This window comes from Flavobacteriales bacterium (genome assembly GCA_021739695.1).
In the GTDB taxonomy this organism is placed as follows: Bacteria; Bacteroidota; Bacteroidia; order UBA10329; family UBA10329; genus UBA10329.
Genome location: JAIPBM010000011.1, coordinates 38541 through 56336, shown reverse-complemented (window position 1 = coordinate 56336; position 17796 = coordinate 38541). Strand labels below are relative to the sequence as shown.

Below are 17796 nucleotides of genomic sequence, written 5' to 3'. Positions count from 1 at the left end.
CCTCGGTAAATGGGTGAATTGCAGAGCTTTGATTGACATTGACTGATTAATCATCGAAGTAATGTGACATGTCCATAATACTGGTGGTCGTTTCCTCTAAAGTCGTTGAATCCGATTTTCCACACGTAGACATCATTTTCTACTTGAGCTCCTTTGTAGCTTCCGTCCCATGGGTCATTGATGTCTTCGGTATAATAAATGAGCTCTCCCCATCGGTCAAAAATTGACATTTGGTAAGTGTCCCAATCTATACCTTGACCATAACCTCGGAAGCCATCATTTTTTCCGTCAACGTTTGGTGTAAAAGCATTTGGAACGTAGAACATAAAGTCTGGCTCGATGATTACTTGGCGCGAAACTTCGTCTGTACAGCCGTGAATAGTTGTGACTAAAAGGTCTATGGTGTAGGTTCCAGTATCGCTATACAAGTGTGTTGGGTTTTCTATATTTGATGCGGATCCATCACCGAAGTTCCAATTCCAGCTCGCAATGTTTCCTGTAGAATTGTCGGTGAAATCTATTTCTGCATCAAGAAGGTTTGTCACTTCAGGGTTCATATCGAAATTCGCATAAGGGAGTGGGAACACTTCGATGAAATCACTCAATACAGTATCAGTAACACAGCCTTCCGCTGTTGTGATTGACAGCGATACATCATAAAGCCCTGGACTGGAATAAACGTGTGTCGGGTCAATAACAGTTGAAGAATTCGAGTTTGATTCTGGGTCTCCAAAATTCCAATTCCACGATGTGGGTGTTGGTTGCGTTAGATCGGTAAAATCAACTGTGAGTGGGTGGCAACCACTATCAGGTTGTGCATCAATTTGAATTAATGGTAGCTGAACTACAGTAACCGTGCTTGATGCGAACGCTGGAGGTGTTCCACATCCGTCAAGCACCATGAAATTGAATGTGGTCGTAACAGCAGGTTGTGTGTCTAGTGGAAGTGTTACAGGGTTGACGTTATCGGGGAGAAGGTAGACCTGATAGTTTCCATCGCCTCCTCCAGCTATTAGGTTCAGTGTAGCGAAATCATATGGGCAAATCGTGGTATCAGGACTGAAAAACGGCCTGATCACGTTTAGCGTAAGAGGAGGAAGGACATCAATGGTCACAACTTTAGGAGCTGATGTGCAGCCATTTGCATCTGTCACTACAAGCGTGTAAGTCGTTGTTTGTGTTGGGCTTACAGTTGGATTTTGAACATTGGCAACCAAAGAAGGGTCATTTGGATTGGAGGTCCACTGATACGCGCTGTACGGAAGAGTTCCACCGACTACTACTGCTGTGAGATTCGCAGAGCTACCGATACACACTTCGCTTACATCGGAACTTACTTGAGCTACGACTTCTGTTGGACCGCCAATGGTAAGGAGTACAACTTGCGTGCAACCATCTTGATCAGCTACTAGGATTTGATAGTTTCCTCGGCAAAGGTTGTTTTCTTGTCCAGAGTTACCCACATTCGGAGTCCATCCGTAGGTGTAAGGACCAATGCCGTCAGGTACAATACTCACTTGCCCATCGCATGCAGCGAAACATGTTTCATCAGCGGTGTTCACCACATAATTGAACGTGATAGGTTGCATTACCACGAACGTAGAATCTAGGCTACAACCGGTTGCATCTGTTACCGTCACGGTGACGATGCCAGCTCCCAAACCTGTTTCTACTGGAGAGTTTCCTCCACTGGTCCAACTGTAAGTGTATGGACCAACTCCACCTTGAGGCGCAACAACGATCTGTCCGTCTGTTGATCCGCAAGCCGCATCTGTTATCACAGCAGGAATACTCATTAGTGAGAAGGTAATGACAACATCATCCGATGCAACGCACCCGTTTCCGTTGTCTTCTGTCCATGTAAAAGTGAAGGTGCCAGCAGATGGGACGGTAACTGTTGCATTTGGGGTATTGGCACTAGGAGAAAATACTGTTCCAGCAGGTCCTCCGGTCCAAGAGCCCGTTCCGTAGCTGGCAATTGCCTCTAGATCATAGGAAAGAATACATGTTTGGGCATCAATACCAGCATCTGCAATTGGTAGCGCAACAAATGGTCCACCGGTAATAGGATGTGGACAGCCATTTGCATCGGTAATATCGAACGAATAATTGTCACCATCCTGTAGATTCTCAATCACAATATCACCTCCATTCTGACATGTGATGTTTACGAAATTGGCCGTAGCTGGAACCAAATTGGATGCAGTGAAGTCACCTCCAAAAACCTCTGGATAACCTCCATTTACAGTAACTGTTACCGTATTTGTCTGGCAATCTGGGGTTACTACAGACGTTACTGGTGGGAGATAACTAACGGTTGTTACGGTTCCAATATTCCAGCAATTGGCGTTAATAATATAATTACCTGCAACTGGGTCGTAGTGGTAAAGAGTTATTGGAACGAAGTAAAGTTCATTATTTGGAAGAAGTCCAGGTGGGAATAATGCGAAAATGGAGTTTGGATCATTGATATCCATCATACTGCCATCACTCGGAATGATTCCGGCAAAGCAAGGATCATCTCCAGGAAAAACCCCAGGTGTCGGTGGGCAACCATACACTAGGAATGTGTAAGCCGGTTGGTAAGGATATGGACCTAGAGGACCTTCATCTTCAGGGAAACTATAATCTCCATTATTCACAATATCCAATTGATCGCCATCACAGAGAATGAAATCGATGGTTCCATCTCCGGAAACTGTCGTAGTTGTCGTTCCTCCTTCTGCTGCACAACCACATTGTATGGTTTGAATCTGTTCACACGTTGGAAAATCGGAGAAATAATAGGTGATAACGTAAGTAGATGCCGCTGGATCGAGTCCAGTAACCTGCCATGCTTCTGGGCTATTGAAAGGAGGTTGAATATTAGTGACCTGCGTATTTGTCCCATCAAAAATGCTAACGACAATTGTTCCAGTAGCTGGCGGGTTATTGAATTCGATTGTTCCATCTACCACTCCTGCACCACTTGTGCATTCCGCAAAATAATATGTTATGGTTGGTGGAGCGATATAAGTGGCAGAAATAAGGCAAGCCTGATCGTCTGTGAAAACGGCTCCGAAATCGCATGGAAGACCATCTTGAGGAAGACCAGAATAGGTGAATACCAATGGACTGACGAACGGTGGATTGAAGGTTTGAATATTCTGATAGCAGTCAGAAACTATCAATTGACCGGTGGCTGGTGGATTGCTGAATGTCAAAGTTCCTTCCACATCATATTGCAGAAATCCTTGACCAGAAGTATAACAATCACTCAATTGCATGTCCAAGGCGTCCATTGTGCATCCAACACAATTGTTAACGGTTACAGACACAGGTTGAATGTCGGAGCAACTTCCCGATCCTGCTTGAATGTAGTACGTTCCAGATGTTGCAACTGCAGCAGGATTTGCCAACGCATTGGTGGCACCCGCATCTGTCCAATATGTCAATGCTCCTCCACCAGTGCTTCCTGCGGTGACTGCAGCAGATGTAAGATCAACCGTTCCTGGTTGACAAACAGCAGCCGGATTTGTGACGACCAATGTTTGAGCTGGGTCAACAACCACATCAAAGGTTATGGCAGGTCCATCACCGCAGTTGATGGTTTCCACAACCGTGATCTGTCCGCCAGAAGTGCCGAAACTAACAGTGATCGAATTTGTTCCTTGGCCAGCTGTAATAGTTGCTCCCGCAGGAACAGTCCAAGCGTAAGTGGAACCAGGGGTGTTGGTTACTGAATAAACGTTTCCAGTTGCGTTTTGGCAAAGAGGCGTTGGTCCTTGGATAGGTGGTGTTTGCGGGTCGCAGCAATTCTGGTCGATAGTAATAGAAACGTTGTCAGTTACGGTTACGCAACCAGCATCGTCTGAAGCAGTTAGCGTATATGTGGTAGCAGCGTTGGGGCATACTTGAGGAGTTAATGTTGTTTCCTGTCCAGCGGCCATATAGGTCGTAGGAGACCAAAGTACATCAGGAGTGTATTCTTCTGGTTCATCATTGAAAGTAATGGACCAACCATCAAATGTTCCATTGCCTCCAATTAAGCCACCAGCCGATACTTCAATGGACCAAACTCCATTTGCTGTACACCCGTCCATACCGGAAAGAGATTGGTTTGAGTTGAATGTTCCGGTTATTGGCTCGGGATTAGCACCAGACAATGCGGTGCCACCTGAGCTAACGAAACACGCGTTTTCATAATATGATGGATTACCGAATAATCCTCCGCCTGCTGGTGCAATGCCATCTGGAGTTAGCAATACTGTTGTACCATCAGGACAGACAAGGGTTAGGCTTAACAGTTCGACTCCATCCGTACCTAGAAGACCACCTTCAAAGGTCAGACTAGAAAGACAAACCTCAACCAGTGAATTAGGATTAACTGTAGTCATGTTCAGATCCTGAACATTTACATTGACCGTTGCTCCGCCAATTATAGATGCATCAAAATCCTCAGTTTGATTATTGGAGAAGGTTGTAAGGCCTCCTGGATCAAAAATAACAGTGGCCGTTCCAGCTAAATTAATGCAATCGCCAGGGCAGACTTGTTGGTCTGGCCCAGCGTTAACCGTTACTACTGGATTCACTACCACAACTTGAATGTTGTCCGTACAGTTGCCATTAGCAGAAGTCATGTTCACCGTGTAAGTGGTTGTCGCGAGTGGACATACTGGAGTTGGATTGTCTCCTGGAAGCGGAGTTGTGTACCCATCATGAACCCAAGTGTATTGTACGGTGGGATCATTCACAATAATTTCCACATTGTCAATTCCCCAGTGATCGTATTCAGCACCTGAATCCGCATCTTGAAACCAGCGGAACTGAACCCCGTTGACTAAAGCTCCAGCTGGAATTGGAAAGCACCAATTGTTCCAGTTAACCAATTGAGGGTCGTTACCGCCATTTGGATCGAAATAGTTGATAGTGATCCATGTGGCACCTCCATTTATCGAATATTGTAGATATACGCCTTCCTGAGGTTCGTCAGGGCCTTCACATGGTGATGCGTTTCCCTGTTGGGCAAACAACATGTCAAAGCAAATGGTACCGCCTGCGGGTGCTACAGCAGGACCAAAATTCAATGGAAGTGTTTCCAATGAACGAGGCGCAGCTGATTGGTCTCCCATCCAAAGATGCGTGGTTCCATCAACTCCATTCGGGCTGCAAGGATTGTTGAAGGAAGCCTGCTGCGTGAACGACCAACCAGTCGGTTGCCCACTGTTGAAATCTTCGGAGAAGCTAATGTTACCTTGAGTGGAACCAAAGTGAGAAAGCGTCACACATTCTCCACAAGTTATTTCCGAGTAAGTGGCATTTGCAATTACATCGCATTGTGCAAATGCATTTAACGAAATGAACGGAGCTAAAATAAGAGCAAACCAAATGCCCCGAGAATAGAATGGTCTAGTCTGCTTCATGAACGATAACATCTACGAGTTCATAATGAGTGAGCTGCCGAACGTTATTCAAGTTCAGCATTTTTGAGAAAATGCGAAGTCCATTGTTCGCATCACATTCGCCTTTTAGTTCACTGTTGGGTTCAATTGTCACTTCTATCGTGTTTTCCGAGCTACTGGAATCACATGAGCTGCATATTCCGTTGTACCAAGTGTTTCGCTTGAAAGAAACCTCTAATCGAGAAGTGGTTTCGTTCTTTATAGTCAGCAGTAGGAATTGCTTGGCTGTTCCATTGTGGATGTTTTCGCAGTTTTCCAAAGCTGAGGAAATAGATACGCCATGCTGACTGTAGATTTCAGCGTTCTCAAGCGCTTCAGGATTTTGTGAGAATAAAGACGATGAAAATAGGAGAAGCGGTATTAAGAGTAGACTGCTGGTCCTAAAATGAAGGAGGTTGGTCGATTGCACGAGTTATTTTGATTGGTTACTGAACAAGACTATCTACGGTTGCGTAGGTTGCTCATTCAAAGGTCAAGTTGCACAAATTCGTTTAATCTTAACGGTTTAATGTTAAGATTTCTTGGAAAAGGTATTTATTCAGGTAAGATCTAAATGTTATGCGAATGACAGACTTGAAATGCCTCTAGCGGTAGAGTGTAACGTGACCCCAGTAATTGTGTTCGTTACCCTTTAGGTCGAATATTCTGATCGTATATACATACACATCATTCGGAACCTCTTGGTTCTTGAACCATCCATTCCAAGGCTCATCAATGTTGCTTGTGAAGTACAATTCTTCACCCCATCGGTTGAAAATGCTCATCTGGTACGTGTTCCAATCTACTCCCTCTCCGTATCCACGGAATAGATCATTTTTTCCATCTCTGTTTGGAGAGAAGGCGTTAGGAACATAGAACATGAAGTCAGGTTCAATTTCCACTTGACGTGTCGTTTCATCCTCACAGCCGTCCACGGTTGTCACCAAAAGCCAAACGGTAAAAGTTCCAGTATCTTGATAATTATGTTCAGGATTCTGTATGTCGGAAATTTCACCGTCTCCAAAATTCCAGCTCCAAGCGGCTATGTCTCCAATAGATTGGTCGGTGAACTGAATCGTTCCATCCAAAACATTGGTTTTTTCAGGATTGAGATCAAATCTGGCAATTGGAAGCGGAAAAACTTCCACATACGAATTCTTAGTACTGTCAGAAATACAGCCTTCAGCCGATTTAACATGTAAACTGATGCTATACAATCCAGGACCAGAGAATTCGTGCACAGGATTTTCTGCCGTACTGGTATTTGCCGATGAATTTGGGTCACCGAAACTCCAGTTCCAAAGAACCGGGTTTGGAGTTGTTTCATCCGAAAATTGAACCGTGTGCACATCACATCCTGAAAGGTCGTCTCCGATAAAATCTACGGTAGGAATAACGAACACAGTAATAGTGGAAGATGCAAATGCTGGTGGCGTTGTGCAACCATCAAGTACATTGAAATTGTAAGTAGTTGTTGTATTTGGTTGAACCTGCATTGGCAATACAACTGGGTTGAGGTTATCTGGGGCTAAGAAGTATCTGTAATCACCATCACCTCCAAAAGCCTGAAGGTCAATTACGGCAAAATCGTATGGGCAAATTCCAGTGTCTGGACTGAAAATCGGACGCGTAACGCTCAATGTCAATGGGTCTCTTACTTGCACAGTAGTAGTCACTGGAGCGGTTGTGCAGCCGTTGGCATCAATAGCAATTAGCGTGTAAGTGGTGGTCACCAACGGGCTAACAGTTTGATTTTGCTGCGTTGCATTCAAAGTAGGATCGTTCGGATTTGATGTCCAGCCAAAGTTTAGGTACGGAGGAGTTCCACCAAATGCAGAAGCCGTTAAATCCGAAGATTCTCCAATACAGATCAAGTTTGAACTATTGATAGCATTCGCAGTAACCTTGGTAGGTTCAGCGATGGTAACGCTAGCAGTAGCGATACACCCAACATTATCGGTGATCGTTGCCGTGTAACTGCCAGCGCAAAGGTTCGTTGCTGTTGCAGATTGCTGAACTGGAACCGTGTTCCACGAATATGTAACGGGCAACACGGCAGTTCCAGATTCTTGAACTGTAGCGTTGCCATCGCAGCCTAGGAAACAGCTAACATCGGTAGATGACGTGATGCTAGCAGTAAATCCAGGTGTTGAAGTAACAACCACATTTGCTATTTCAGAGCATCCATTATCGTCAGTAACGGAAACCGTATAGTTTCCAGGAAGAAGTCCAACAGCAGTTGCGGTTATTTGAGGAGGAACTGAATTCCAAGTGTAAGTATAATCAACCGCGACAGTACCACCACTAGCCACAACGCTGGCTCCACCATCAGGATTACCGCAATTGGATTGGTTGTCCATCACGGCATTTGCTACAATTGGTGTTGGTTCTGTAATGACCACTTGAGCCGTTGCAAGGCATCCGTTTGCATCCGCAACACCAACGTTATAAGTGTTCGCGCAAAGCCCTGTTGCAACGCTTGTTTGTTGAAATGTTGGGTCGTCCCATGCATATTGGAAAGGTGCTGTGCCATTTTGCGCCAAAGCAGTGGCTGTTCCATCGCATGAACCGTTGCAAAGGGCGTCTGCGAACGAAGAAATTGCAACACTCAAGTTACCAGGATCAATTCCTACAATTACAGTATTGGAAGCACTGCAGCCTCCATTATCGGTGATTGTTGCTGTGTACGTGCCAGCGGTAAGCCCTGTTGCTGTTTGAGTCGTTTGCACTGGGTTCGTATTCCAAGAATAGGTGTATGGAGCAATCCCGTCTATCGGGGTCGCAGTTGCTGTTCCATTTGCTGAGGTACACACAGCATCTGTTGAAGTCATTGTTGGAGGTGATAAAGAACCTAGCGTAAGCGAAACTGTAACGGTAGTTGTTTGAGAACACCCCGTAGCATCGGTCACCGTCACATCATAGTTTCCGGCTGCCAATCCCGTTGCAGTTTGTGTGTTTTGAGCTGGAACTGTCGACCACGAATAGGCGTATGGAGCAACTCCGCCCGAAGGAGTCACAGTTGCGGTACCATCATCTCCTGCGCACGAAGCATCAGTTGAGCTAGTTTGCAATTGAATATCTACCACTACCACATTTACGTTTGCACTCGCTGCACAATTACCATCATCACCAGTCACAGTGTAAAGTGTAGTAGTAGTAGGAGATGCCGTGACTGTAGGGCCAGAAGTAGTTGAAAGACCAGTTGCAGGCGACCAAGAGTATACAATGCCTGCGTTTGGACTGCTTGCGGTAGCACTTACTGATTGACCACTACAGATATTAGCAATGGTTGGATTAACGTTTACAGAAACGGTGCTGTTTTGAGTAACAGTTACTTGGTCCGTTACCGTTACTACGGCACCATCACAATTTGTGTAAACAACCTCAGCATCGTACGTAGTGGTAGCGCTTGGGCAAACATTGAGCGTAAGACCTGTTCCAACAAGATTTCCTCCATCGTACCAGTTTACAACGTAGTTGGGAGCACCGCTTGGCGTAAACCTCCAAGCTTCATTGCTGGCACTCCAATTACCAGTGTTCCTTCCTGGAGGTGTGATGCCGTTTGCACCCGTGGCGTCTTGGATTCCTACAGTTGAGTTTCCACTGTTCCAACTTGCGCATGCTGGTTTATTCTGAAGATATACTTCAATAATATTTGTTGTTTCGTACAGAACGATCTGTTGAGTTGTTTCCAGATTATTGCAACTATACAGTGGTACGGTTGTGAAATTCACAGTAAAAGTTCTACATGGAGCAGAGCCTCCGATTATGTAGTTAATGTCTGCAGGACAGACTGGATTAAACAAACCGGTGCACACAGATGGATCAATATCATGATATGCACCCATGATCGAGTTTGTATATAGACCGTAATTTGGAGCTCCAGGCGGGGTGGTAGTTGGACACGTTGCGGTATATTCCCAAGCACAATATTGATTTGCTTGAGTAAGGTCAAATGTCAGTAGACCATTTGCTCCGATCACAAGTTGATTGTAACTGGTACCGTAGAAGCAGAAGTTAAAGGGTAAGGTGATAATATCGCCCCAAATATCATCGGTGTTAATGAACTGTGCCGTGCCTCCTGTAAATGGCGCTGGCGGTGCATAAGGAGTTGACGAAACGGTGTAGGTCGTGGTTGCTCCTGTTTCCAGAACAGTTGCAGTCAGATTCGCACAATTTACATTGCAATCAACAATTTGGTTTGGTCCGCAGGTAATGTTTGGACAGCCAGGTTGGGCGAAGGCAGTATGAAATGAGATACCAATTATAAATAAAAGACAAACGGTCCTTCGTATATAGTGGAAAATCATTTGAATTCTGGATTCTGCAAGTTCATGTAATTTACTTGTGCCTGTACAAAGAAACAGTTCCTGTAATTGTCTTTGGTTCAAACGTACTCGATTTTTTCAGATCGAACACATAAACATACATGCCTTGCTTTACTGGCTTAAGTGAGCTTTGATAAGTTCCATCCCAAAACTTGTCTGGATTGTCAGTTTGCCAGATCAATTTTCCCCATCTGTCGAAAATCTTGACATTGTAGCTTGCATATTGGAAATTCTGACCAGAAGGTCCCCATGTATCGTTCAGGCCGTCATCATCTGGCGTAAATCCGCTAGGAATATAGAAGGTGAACATCGGCTCCACTTCAATGTACTTGAATGTAGTGTCAGCACATCCATATTGTGGGTCGTTGTAGGCTATCATCATCACTAAGAACACACCTGCAGTGTCGTAAGAATGCAGTGGGTTCTCTTCGTAAGAAATCTGACTGTCTCCAAAATGCCATTCGTATGTCAATGCCGCAGAGCTTTCGTTGTCAAACTGAACCTCAGGGTCTACGAATTCCAGCGGCTTTGAACGGCTTAAGAAGTCTGCATAGGGAGGTGGAATCACAGGTACAGAAATGCTGCTTTCAATAAAACATCCGTTAGCATCAGTTACAAGAACGCCATATTCACCTTGGGAAAGGTTGGAGAGCAAACTCCAAGCGTAATTGACGCTGTCCATGTCGAAGTTGGCAGAATCGCCACCAAGATTGTTCCACGTGTAGATGTACGGAACAGTTCCGCCTTGCACAACAGCTCTAACCGCGCCATTTGTATACAAACAAGTATCAGCTCCTGAGCTCATCGTTATGATAAGCGGTAGCGGTTCAGATATGGATAGTGTCGTATCGGAAACGCAATTTTGTGCATCAGTTACCGTGAGTGTATACGCGCCAGGAGCAAGCCAATAGGCGGTATCGGTTGTTTGGGCCAGTGGGTCATTCCAAACAGTTTCATACGGACCAATTCCACCGAAAGGATACGAATACGCCTTGCCGTCATCATAACCATTACATAATATATCGAAATGCCCGGCATTGGGAACCAAAAGGGTCGGCTCGTCAATAGTGAAATCCAATGATGTTTGGCAGCCTACACCATCGGTAACTGTTGCCGTATAATCTCCAGCAACCAATCCGAAAAGGGTGTCGATACCGTAAACACCGTTTACTAATTGAAGTTGTGTTCCGCTTGGGTCGCTTAATGCAAGTGATACTGGATAAGCACTTCCAACAGGGTCAACTTTTACAAAGCCATCTGCAAAGCCAAAGCATGAAGCATCTGTTGGCTGGGTTGAGATATTCACATTACCAAGTGTGACTAGAATTGAATCTGAAACTGTTATGGCTGAACAAGCAGAACGATAAGTGCAATAATACCATGTGGGTGCAATTGGTGTTACAGTAATAGAATTGGTAGAACCAAGCACATTGCCTTGGCCATCTGTCCATTCTATTGTCTCATTTCCAACAGGAGTAGGATTGAAAGGAATGGTTTGGTCTATGGTATAGCTTCCAAAACCATCAGGTGTAAATCTCACAGCATCGTTAGTAGTTGACCATTGCGTTGGAAAATTTCTTCCAGGAACGATAACCGATTGTGTTCCTGTTGCATTTTCAAGACCATGGATGGCTGCACCTCCGTTCCATGTTGTGCATAATGGTTTGTTTGCAATATATGTTTCTATGATATTGCTGCCTTGATAAAGTTTCACTTGCATGGAAAAGTTCAAGCTTGTGCAGCTGAACATAGCAATATCCACGAAATCAACGATAAAGGTTCCGTCACCGCAATCAGCAGATTTCGTGCCTCCTGACCCTGATCCAGGATTGATGTCTTGCCATGGGAACATGATTGAATTATCTGGAACTCCAGGGGTTGGACTAGCATTGTTGATGCTCCACGGAGAGCCAGTGTTGGCTGTAGCAAGATCGAAGGTGATATACCCGTTAGTGGACACAACACATTGAGTATAAGTATTTCCGAAGTAATCGAATGGAAATCCAATATCTACAACAGGTCCATGTTGGTCATCCACATTGAATGAAAAATCTGTGAATGTTGGAGTCCCAACAACACCTGTGGTAATGGCAGTTAAGGTTATTGGCGTTCCGTTACAAACGGAAGTGTCGGGTGGTCCGACATCCACAGTTTGAGCACTGACGGAACTAGGCGAGCAATGAAAAAGTACGATTGCCAAGCATCCTACAATGGTGATTAATGATTTGTTCAAGTTGAGGTAGTTCATTTTAACAATTTGCTAATTTTCAAAGATACGAATTGCACCTAGCGCTGAAGTATAATTGTTCCGTTGAATACTTTTTTCTTCGCGATGTCTTCTTTTAGAACAACGGTCCAGATGTAGGTTCCCGGGCCTAATTTTTCACCGGTATTATTCAGTTTTCCATTCCATCTTTCATCAGGATTATTTGTTCGGAAAACCGTTTGGCCTTTCTGGTCCAAGACGTTGAATTCGAAGTCTATTCCGATAAATGGCAAGGTAGCAGGCATGAATGTTTCATTATCATTGTTTCCGTCTGGAGTGAATATCGTTGGAGCCAAAATGTCGAACTTATCACGACTATCTTCTTCCCAGATTTCAGAAGTGCTACAACCTGAAATATTTGTTACAGTTAGCTTGACACTTGGCTTACCAGCCTCTGTGAATAAACGACTTGATTTTTCTCCCTTTACAATTGCTCCGTCAGAAAATTCCCAAATAGCCGTTTCTCTAGGTTGTAGAGTTGTGTTAAAATCGTAGAGAGGAATAGATTCAAATTGATCCAACCTTTTGATTGACTCAAGCGTTGCCATTGGCTTCGATTTAACCGTTATGGCAACCAATTGTTCTGTAGTTTGGTTGGCGTTTTCCGCTTTCAGCACAACTGAATAATCGCCTTGGTTTACGTATCTGTGTGATGGATTCTGCTCTCGACTTGATGTCTCATCACCAAAATCCCAGCTCATGATTGCCTTAGGGTCAGATGATGTGACGAGGAAGCTGAGATCTTCTCCAACGCAAACCTGCAAAGCACTCGGAATGACATTCACAACCAAAGGCTTTATTTGAGGCTTAGGTGTGGTAGGTTTTTCGGTAGGCACTGTTTTCGTATCAGTACTTGCGGTAAGAGGAATTGGTAGTTGTGCATCATTCTCAGAATCAGATTTTTGGGCTTCAGGATTTTGATCTGCCACCACTGGAACCATTTTTTCAGACTCTACAGCCTCAGATTCAGAAGCGTTGATGGTATGATTCGATTTCTTAGCTACAATCACTTCATCTTTTTGTTCGGAAGCTGATTCTTGAATGGTTGATTGCTCATGAACCAATTCAGTCTGTTCAGTCGAATTAGTGCTTTCCGTATCTGAATTCAAATACAAAAGCGTTGCAACGGATGAAGCTAGCACTGCTATTAACGCAGCCGCTTTCCAGCTAAACCTGTTTGTTGAAGCACCGCCACTTTTAGGAAGCTGCTTCTCCAGCTCTGCCCAGGCATTTGCATCATAAGGCATCTCGAATTGCTCGAGACTCTCCTTTAATTTATTATCGAATGGGTTGCTCATATTCTATATTAAAATCGGTCGGCAAATTGCTTCTTCAAAAGCTTCTTCATGTTCATTCGGGCTTTCGCCAAGTTCGATTTGGATGTGCCAACGCTTATTCCAAGTTCATCTGCTATTTCCTGATGCGAGAAATTTTCCATCACATACAGGTTAAAAACCATCTGATATGCTGGTGAAAGTTGCTGCATTGCTTCTATGACGTGTTTTGGCTGAATGGTTTCCTCTTCCGGATCTAAAAATTCATGTTCATCTTTCTCATCTGCCAAATTCAGTACTTGATAATCATCATCTGGCACCAGATCTTGATGTTTTTTCCGTCTGAACGAGTCAATCGCATTGTTTGTGAAAATCCTTCGTACCCAACCTTCAAAAGAACCATCGTTCTTGTATTTCTCTAAGTTTCCGAAAAGCTTGATAAATCCTTCTTGCACCAACTCTTTTGCCTGATCAAGGTCTTTCGTATACCTCATACATACGCTCAACATCTTTCCATAAAACTGTTCATAGATCTTCTGCTGGCATCTGCGGTCGTTTTTAAGACAACCCGCTATTAGATCTTGGAGCTCTTGGTCGGTTGGTTGCACGCGATTAGATAACGAGGGTAATTTCTGCAGGTTGCTTTGGCTGCGCTGAATTTTCCGCAAGATACGCAGCCGCGAAAACTAAATGAACTGCGATGGATGGAATCATCCAATTTGGTGACGATTTTGAAGTTGGTGTCTAGCTGGTAAGCTGCTGATCGGGATCTAGCTTGGACTTGAGGAACAACGCGTGTTTTTTTGTAATGAGGTTGTGGCCGGAATCGATCATTATCACTTCAGAAGTCGTGCAATTGCTGCCAGAAAGCTTCTTCGCCAACTTTGGATGAATTACGCGGTCGTATGTTCCAAAAACCAACGTTGGTTTAATATGATAGCGCCATATCTTACTTCGAACGTCTTTTAAGTTTGGAGTCAGGTTCTTAAAGGTTATCCAGGTTTTGAGCACTTTTTCACGTTTTTCCCTTGTGCTGAGTTGAGACGACACAAATTCATCGATCTTTTTATTCATCAGGCCCAAATTGCCAAGCAGTTTGGATGTCGATAGCAAAGGCTGCGGGAATCTGATCACCAATTGGAATAATCCTTTTCCTATTAATGTGTTGGTCACAAACCAGTAAAGCGGATTTACTCTGAGTCCATCAGGTGCAATAAGTATGATTTCTTTAATTCTTCCTGGAACGAGTTCTACCAGTTTCAAGACGATTTTCCCACCCAAACTGAAGCCAACCAAGGAACAACTTGAAGCACCAGTTTCGCGGAGTGCTTTTCCTAGGAGATCTGCAACGTCTCCTATTCTAATTGCTTCACCCTTAATTATCGTATTCCCGTGAAGCGGAAGGTCGAAACTTAGGATTCGGGCAGTTGGCTTCATGTTTTTCATAAAGTGCATCATCACTTCTGCTTCTTGCCCAAAGCCGTGAAATGCAAGCCAAACCTCATCACCACTACCACTGTCAAGATAGGTCCAATCAACGCGTCCTATTTTAAGTGTTTTGCGCAAGTTTCGTTTCGGGGATAAAATGTTTAAAACTGACCTTGTTTTTGACAAAGTCGCCTCCGCATAGATACTAACTTCGCAGGAATTTGAGCCGTCCAAAAAAATAAGTGAAATATGCCTAGAGATACTTCCATAAAATCAGTTTTGATCATTGGTTCCGGTCCAATAGTGATCGGCCAAGCATGCGAATTCGATTATTCTGGTTCTCAAGCATCGCGCTCACTTCGCGAGGAAGGAATTGAGGTGACACTTATCAATTCCAATCCGGCAACCATTATGACCGATCCGGTTACAGCCGATAACGTTTATCTGAACCCGCTTGAGCCAAAAAGTATCATTGAGATACTTGAGAAGCACAAGATCGATTGTGTTTTACCTACAATGGGTGGTCAAACAGCACTCAACCTTGCCATCAAATGCAAGGAAATGGGAATTTGGAAAAAGTATGGTGTGCGAATGATCGGTGTGGATGTGGAAGCCATCGAAGTAACAGAAGACCGCGAGAAGTTCCGCAAACTGATGGAAAAGATCGGAGTTGCAATGGCACCGCAGGCTACGGCCAAATCATTTCTGGAAGGAAAAGAAGTTGCTCAGAAATTCGGATTTCCGCTTTGCATCCGCGCATCTTACACACTTGGTGGAGCAGGAGCAGCCATTGTTTACGAGCAAGAAGATTTCGATAATCTATTGAATCGCGGATTGCATCTTTCTCCTATCCATGAGGTGATGATCGATAAAGCCGTGCTCGGATGGAAAGAATTCGAGTTGGAGTTGCTGCGCGACAATAATGACAACGTTATCATCATCTGTTCCATCGAGAATTTCGACCCGATGGGAATTCACACGGGCGATTCAATCACCGTTGCACCGGCCATGACATTGAGTGATAAGACCTATCAGCGAATGCGCGATATGGCCATTCACATGATGCGTTCTATCGGCAATTTTGCTGGAGGTTGTAACGTGCAGTTCGCTGTTAGCGATGACGAAAAGGAAGACATCATCGCCATCGAGATCAATCCACGGGTTAGTCGTTCTTCTGCCTTAGCATCAAAAGCCACAGGTTATCCAATTGCTAAGATTGCAGCCAAACTGGCCATCGGTTATAATTTGGATGAACTTCAGAATCAGATAACCAAAACAACTTCAGCGTTTTTTGAGCCAACGCTCGATTACGTGATCGTAAAGATTCCACGTTGGAATTTCGACAAGTTCAAAGGAGCAGATCGCGAATTGGGACTTCAGATGAAATCTGTTGGTGAGGTGATGGGAATTGGACGCACGTTCCAAGAGGCATTGCAAAAAGCTTGTCAGTCACTGGAAATTAAACGGAATGGACTTGGTGCCGATGGAAAGGAACTTCGGAATCAAGACCAGATTCTCCATAGTTTGAAGCACGCGAGTTGGAACCGTTTGTTCCACATTTATGATGCTTTTAAACTCGGAATCCCGGTTTCTACCATCCAAAAGATAACGCGCATTGATAAGTGGTTTCTGAATCAGATCCACGAGATGATTGAGTTGGAAAACGAGATTGAGCGCCACAAATTGGAAACATTGCCGAAGGCCTTGCTTTACGAAGCGAAGCAAAAAGGCTATGCTGATAGACAAATTGCTCACCTCCTGAATTGTTGGGAAAGCGAAGTGTTCAATAAACGGCAGGATTTCAATATTCAACGTGTTTACAAATTGGTTGATACCTGTGCTGCTGAGTTTCCGGCTCAAACACCATATTACTATTCCACGTTTGAGGATAAGAACGAAAGTGTTGTTTCCGACAAGAAGAAAATTGTTGTTTTAGGTTCAGGTCCAAATCGTATCGGACAAGGAATTGAGTTCGATTACTGCTGCGTTCATGGCGTTTTGGCGGCCAAAGAATGTGGCTACGAAACCATCATGATCAATTGTAATCCCGAAACGGTTTCTACGGATTTTGATGTGGCCGATAAGCTCTATTTCGAACCCGTTTTTTGGGAACATATATATGATATCATTTTGCACGAAAAGCCTGAAGGCGTCATTGTGCAGCTTGGTGGACAAACTGCCTTGAAATTGGCAGAGAAACTGGAGCGATATGGCATTAAGATCATCGGAACCGATTTTCAATCGCTCGATCTTGCCGAAGATCGCGGTCGTTTCTCCGAACTACTTAAAGAACACGGAATTCCGTATCCGAAATTTGGAGTGGCCGAAGATGCAGATACAGCTCTGGAGCTTTGCAAAGACCTTGGATTTCCACTGCTTGTCCGCCCTTCATACGTTCTTGGCGGACAGAACATGAAGATTGTGATCAACGAGAAAGAACTCGAAAATCATGTGGTTGATCTGTTGAAAGATATTCCAGGCAATCGAATTCTTCTCGACCACTTCTTAGAAGGAGCCATCGAAGCCGAAGCGGATGCAATCTGCGATGGCGTAGATGTTCAGATTCTTGGAGTGATGGAGCACATCGAACCAGCTGGAATTCATTCTGGCGATAGCTACGCGCTGCTTCCAACATTCGACTTGAGCGAAAATGTGCTTGAACAGATTGATCGGCACACGCGCACGATTGCCATGGCGCTGAAAACCATCGGGTTGATCAACATTCAATTTGCTGTCAAAGATGAATTGGTTTACATTATCGAGGCCAATCCACGAGCTTCGAGAACGGTTCCGTTCATCGCCAAGGCTTATCGCGAACCTTATGTGAACTACGCCACCAAGGTGATGATGCGCGAGAAGATGTTAAAAGACTTTAAATTCAATCCGCATAAAGAAGGCTACGCAATTAAAATTCCGGTGTTCTCGTTCGATAAATTCCCGAACGTAAACAAGGAATTAGGCCCCGAAATGAAGTCGACTGGAGAAGCAATACGTTTTATTGATGACCTCAATGACGAGTTCTTCCGCGAAATTTATTCGGAGCGTAACCTATATCTTAGCCGCTAAACTTTATCGTGCTG

At 44.3% G+C, this 17796-nt stretch carries 8 protein-coding genes; 1 reads left to right on the top strand and 7 read right to left on the bottom strand.

What is annotated here, in order from left to right; translation table 11 throughout:
- Positions 1-50: 50 nt before the first annotated feature.
- The 7 genes from K9J17_08780 to K9J17_08750 all read right to left on the bottom strand — a co-directional run bounded on the left by K9J17_08780 (position 51) and on the right by K9J17_08750 (position 14854).
- The gene (locus tag K9J17_08780; GenBank protein MCF8276815.1) at positions 51-5402 is read right to left on the bottom strand and encodes a gliding motility-associated C-terminal domain-containing protein; all 5352 of its coding nucleotides are present in this window, start codon (positions 5400-5402) and stop codon (positions 51-53) included.
- Positions 5389-5700: a hypothetical protein gene (locus K9J17_08775; GenBank protein ID MCF8276814.1), complete on the bottom strand. Its 312-nt coding sequence runs from the start codon at positions 5698-5700 to the stop codon at positions 5389-5391. The genes K9J17_08780 and K9J17_08775 overlap by 14 nt, the downstream gene beginning before the upstream one ends.
- Positions 5701-6025: 325 nt before the next feature.
- Entirely contained in the window at positions 6026-9730 is a 3705-nt protein-coding gene (locus tag K9J17_08770) for a gliding motility-associated C-terminal domain-containing protein (protein MCF8276813.1), read from the bottom strand.
- A gap of 31 nt (positions 9731-9761) precedes the next feature.
- Positions 9762-11996 carry a gliding motility-associated C-terminal domain-containing protein gene (locus K9J17_08765; GenBank protein MCF8276812.1) on the bottom strand — a complete coding sequence of 745 codons (2235 nt, stop codon included), beginning with the start codon at positions 11994-11996 and terminating at the stop codon, positions 9762-9764.
- Between the two features lie 38 nt (positions 11997-12034).
- Complete coding sequence (locus K9J17_08760) at positions 12035-13312, bottom strand: gliding motility-associated C-terminal domain-containing protein (protein MCF8276811.1); 1278 nt, start codon at positions 13310-13312, stop codon at positions 12035-12037.
- A gap of 8 nt (positions 13313-13320) precedes the next feature.
- A complete protein-coding gene (locus K9J17_08755) occupies positions 13321-13896 on the bottom strand; it encodes a sigma-70 family RNA polymerase sigma factor (GenBank protein MCF8276810.1) in 576 nt (191 codons plus the stop codon).
- Between the two features lie 136 nt (positions 13897-14032).
- Positions 14033-14854, bottom strand: a complete 822-nt coding sequence (locus tag K9J17_08750) for an alpha/beta hydrolase (GenBank protein ID MCF8276809.1) — start codon at positions 14852-14854, stop codon at positions 14033-14035.
- 111 nt (positions 14855-14965) lie between these two features.
- Between K9J17_08750 and carB the strand changes: the two genes are divergently transcribed.
- Positions 14966-17782: a carbamoyl-phosphate synthase large subunit gene (gene carB, locus K9J17_08745; GenBank protein ID MCF8276808.1), complete on the top strand. Its 2817-nt coding sequence runs from the start codon at positions 14966-14968 to the stop codon at positions 17780-17782.
- The last annotated feature ends 14 nt before the right edge of the window (positions 17783-17796 follow it).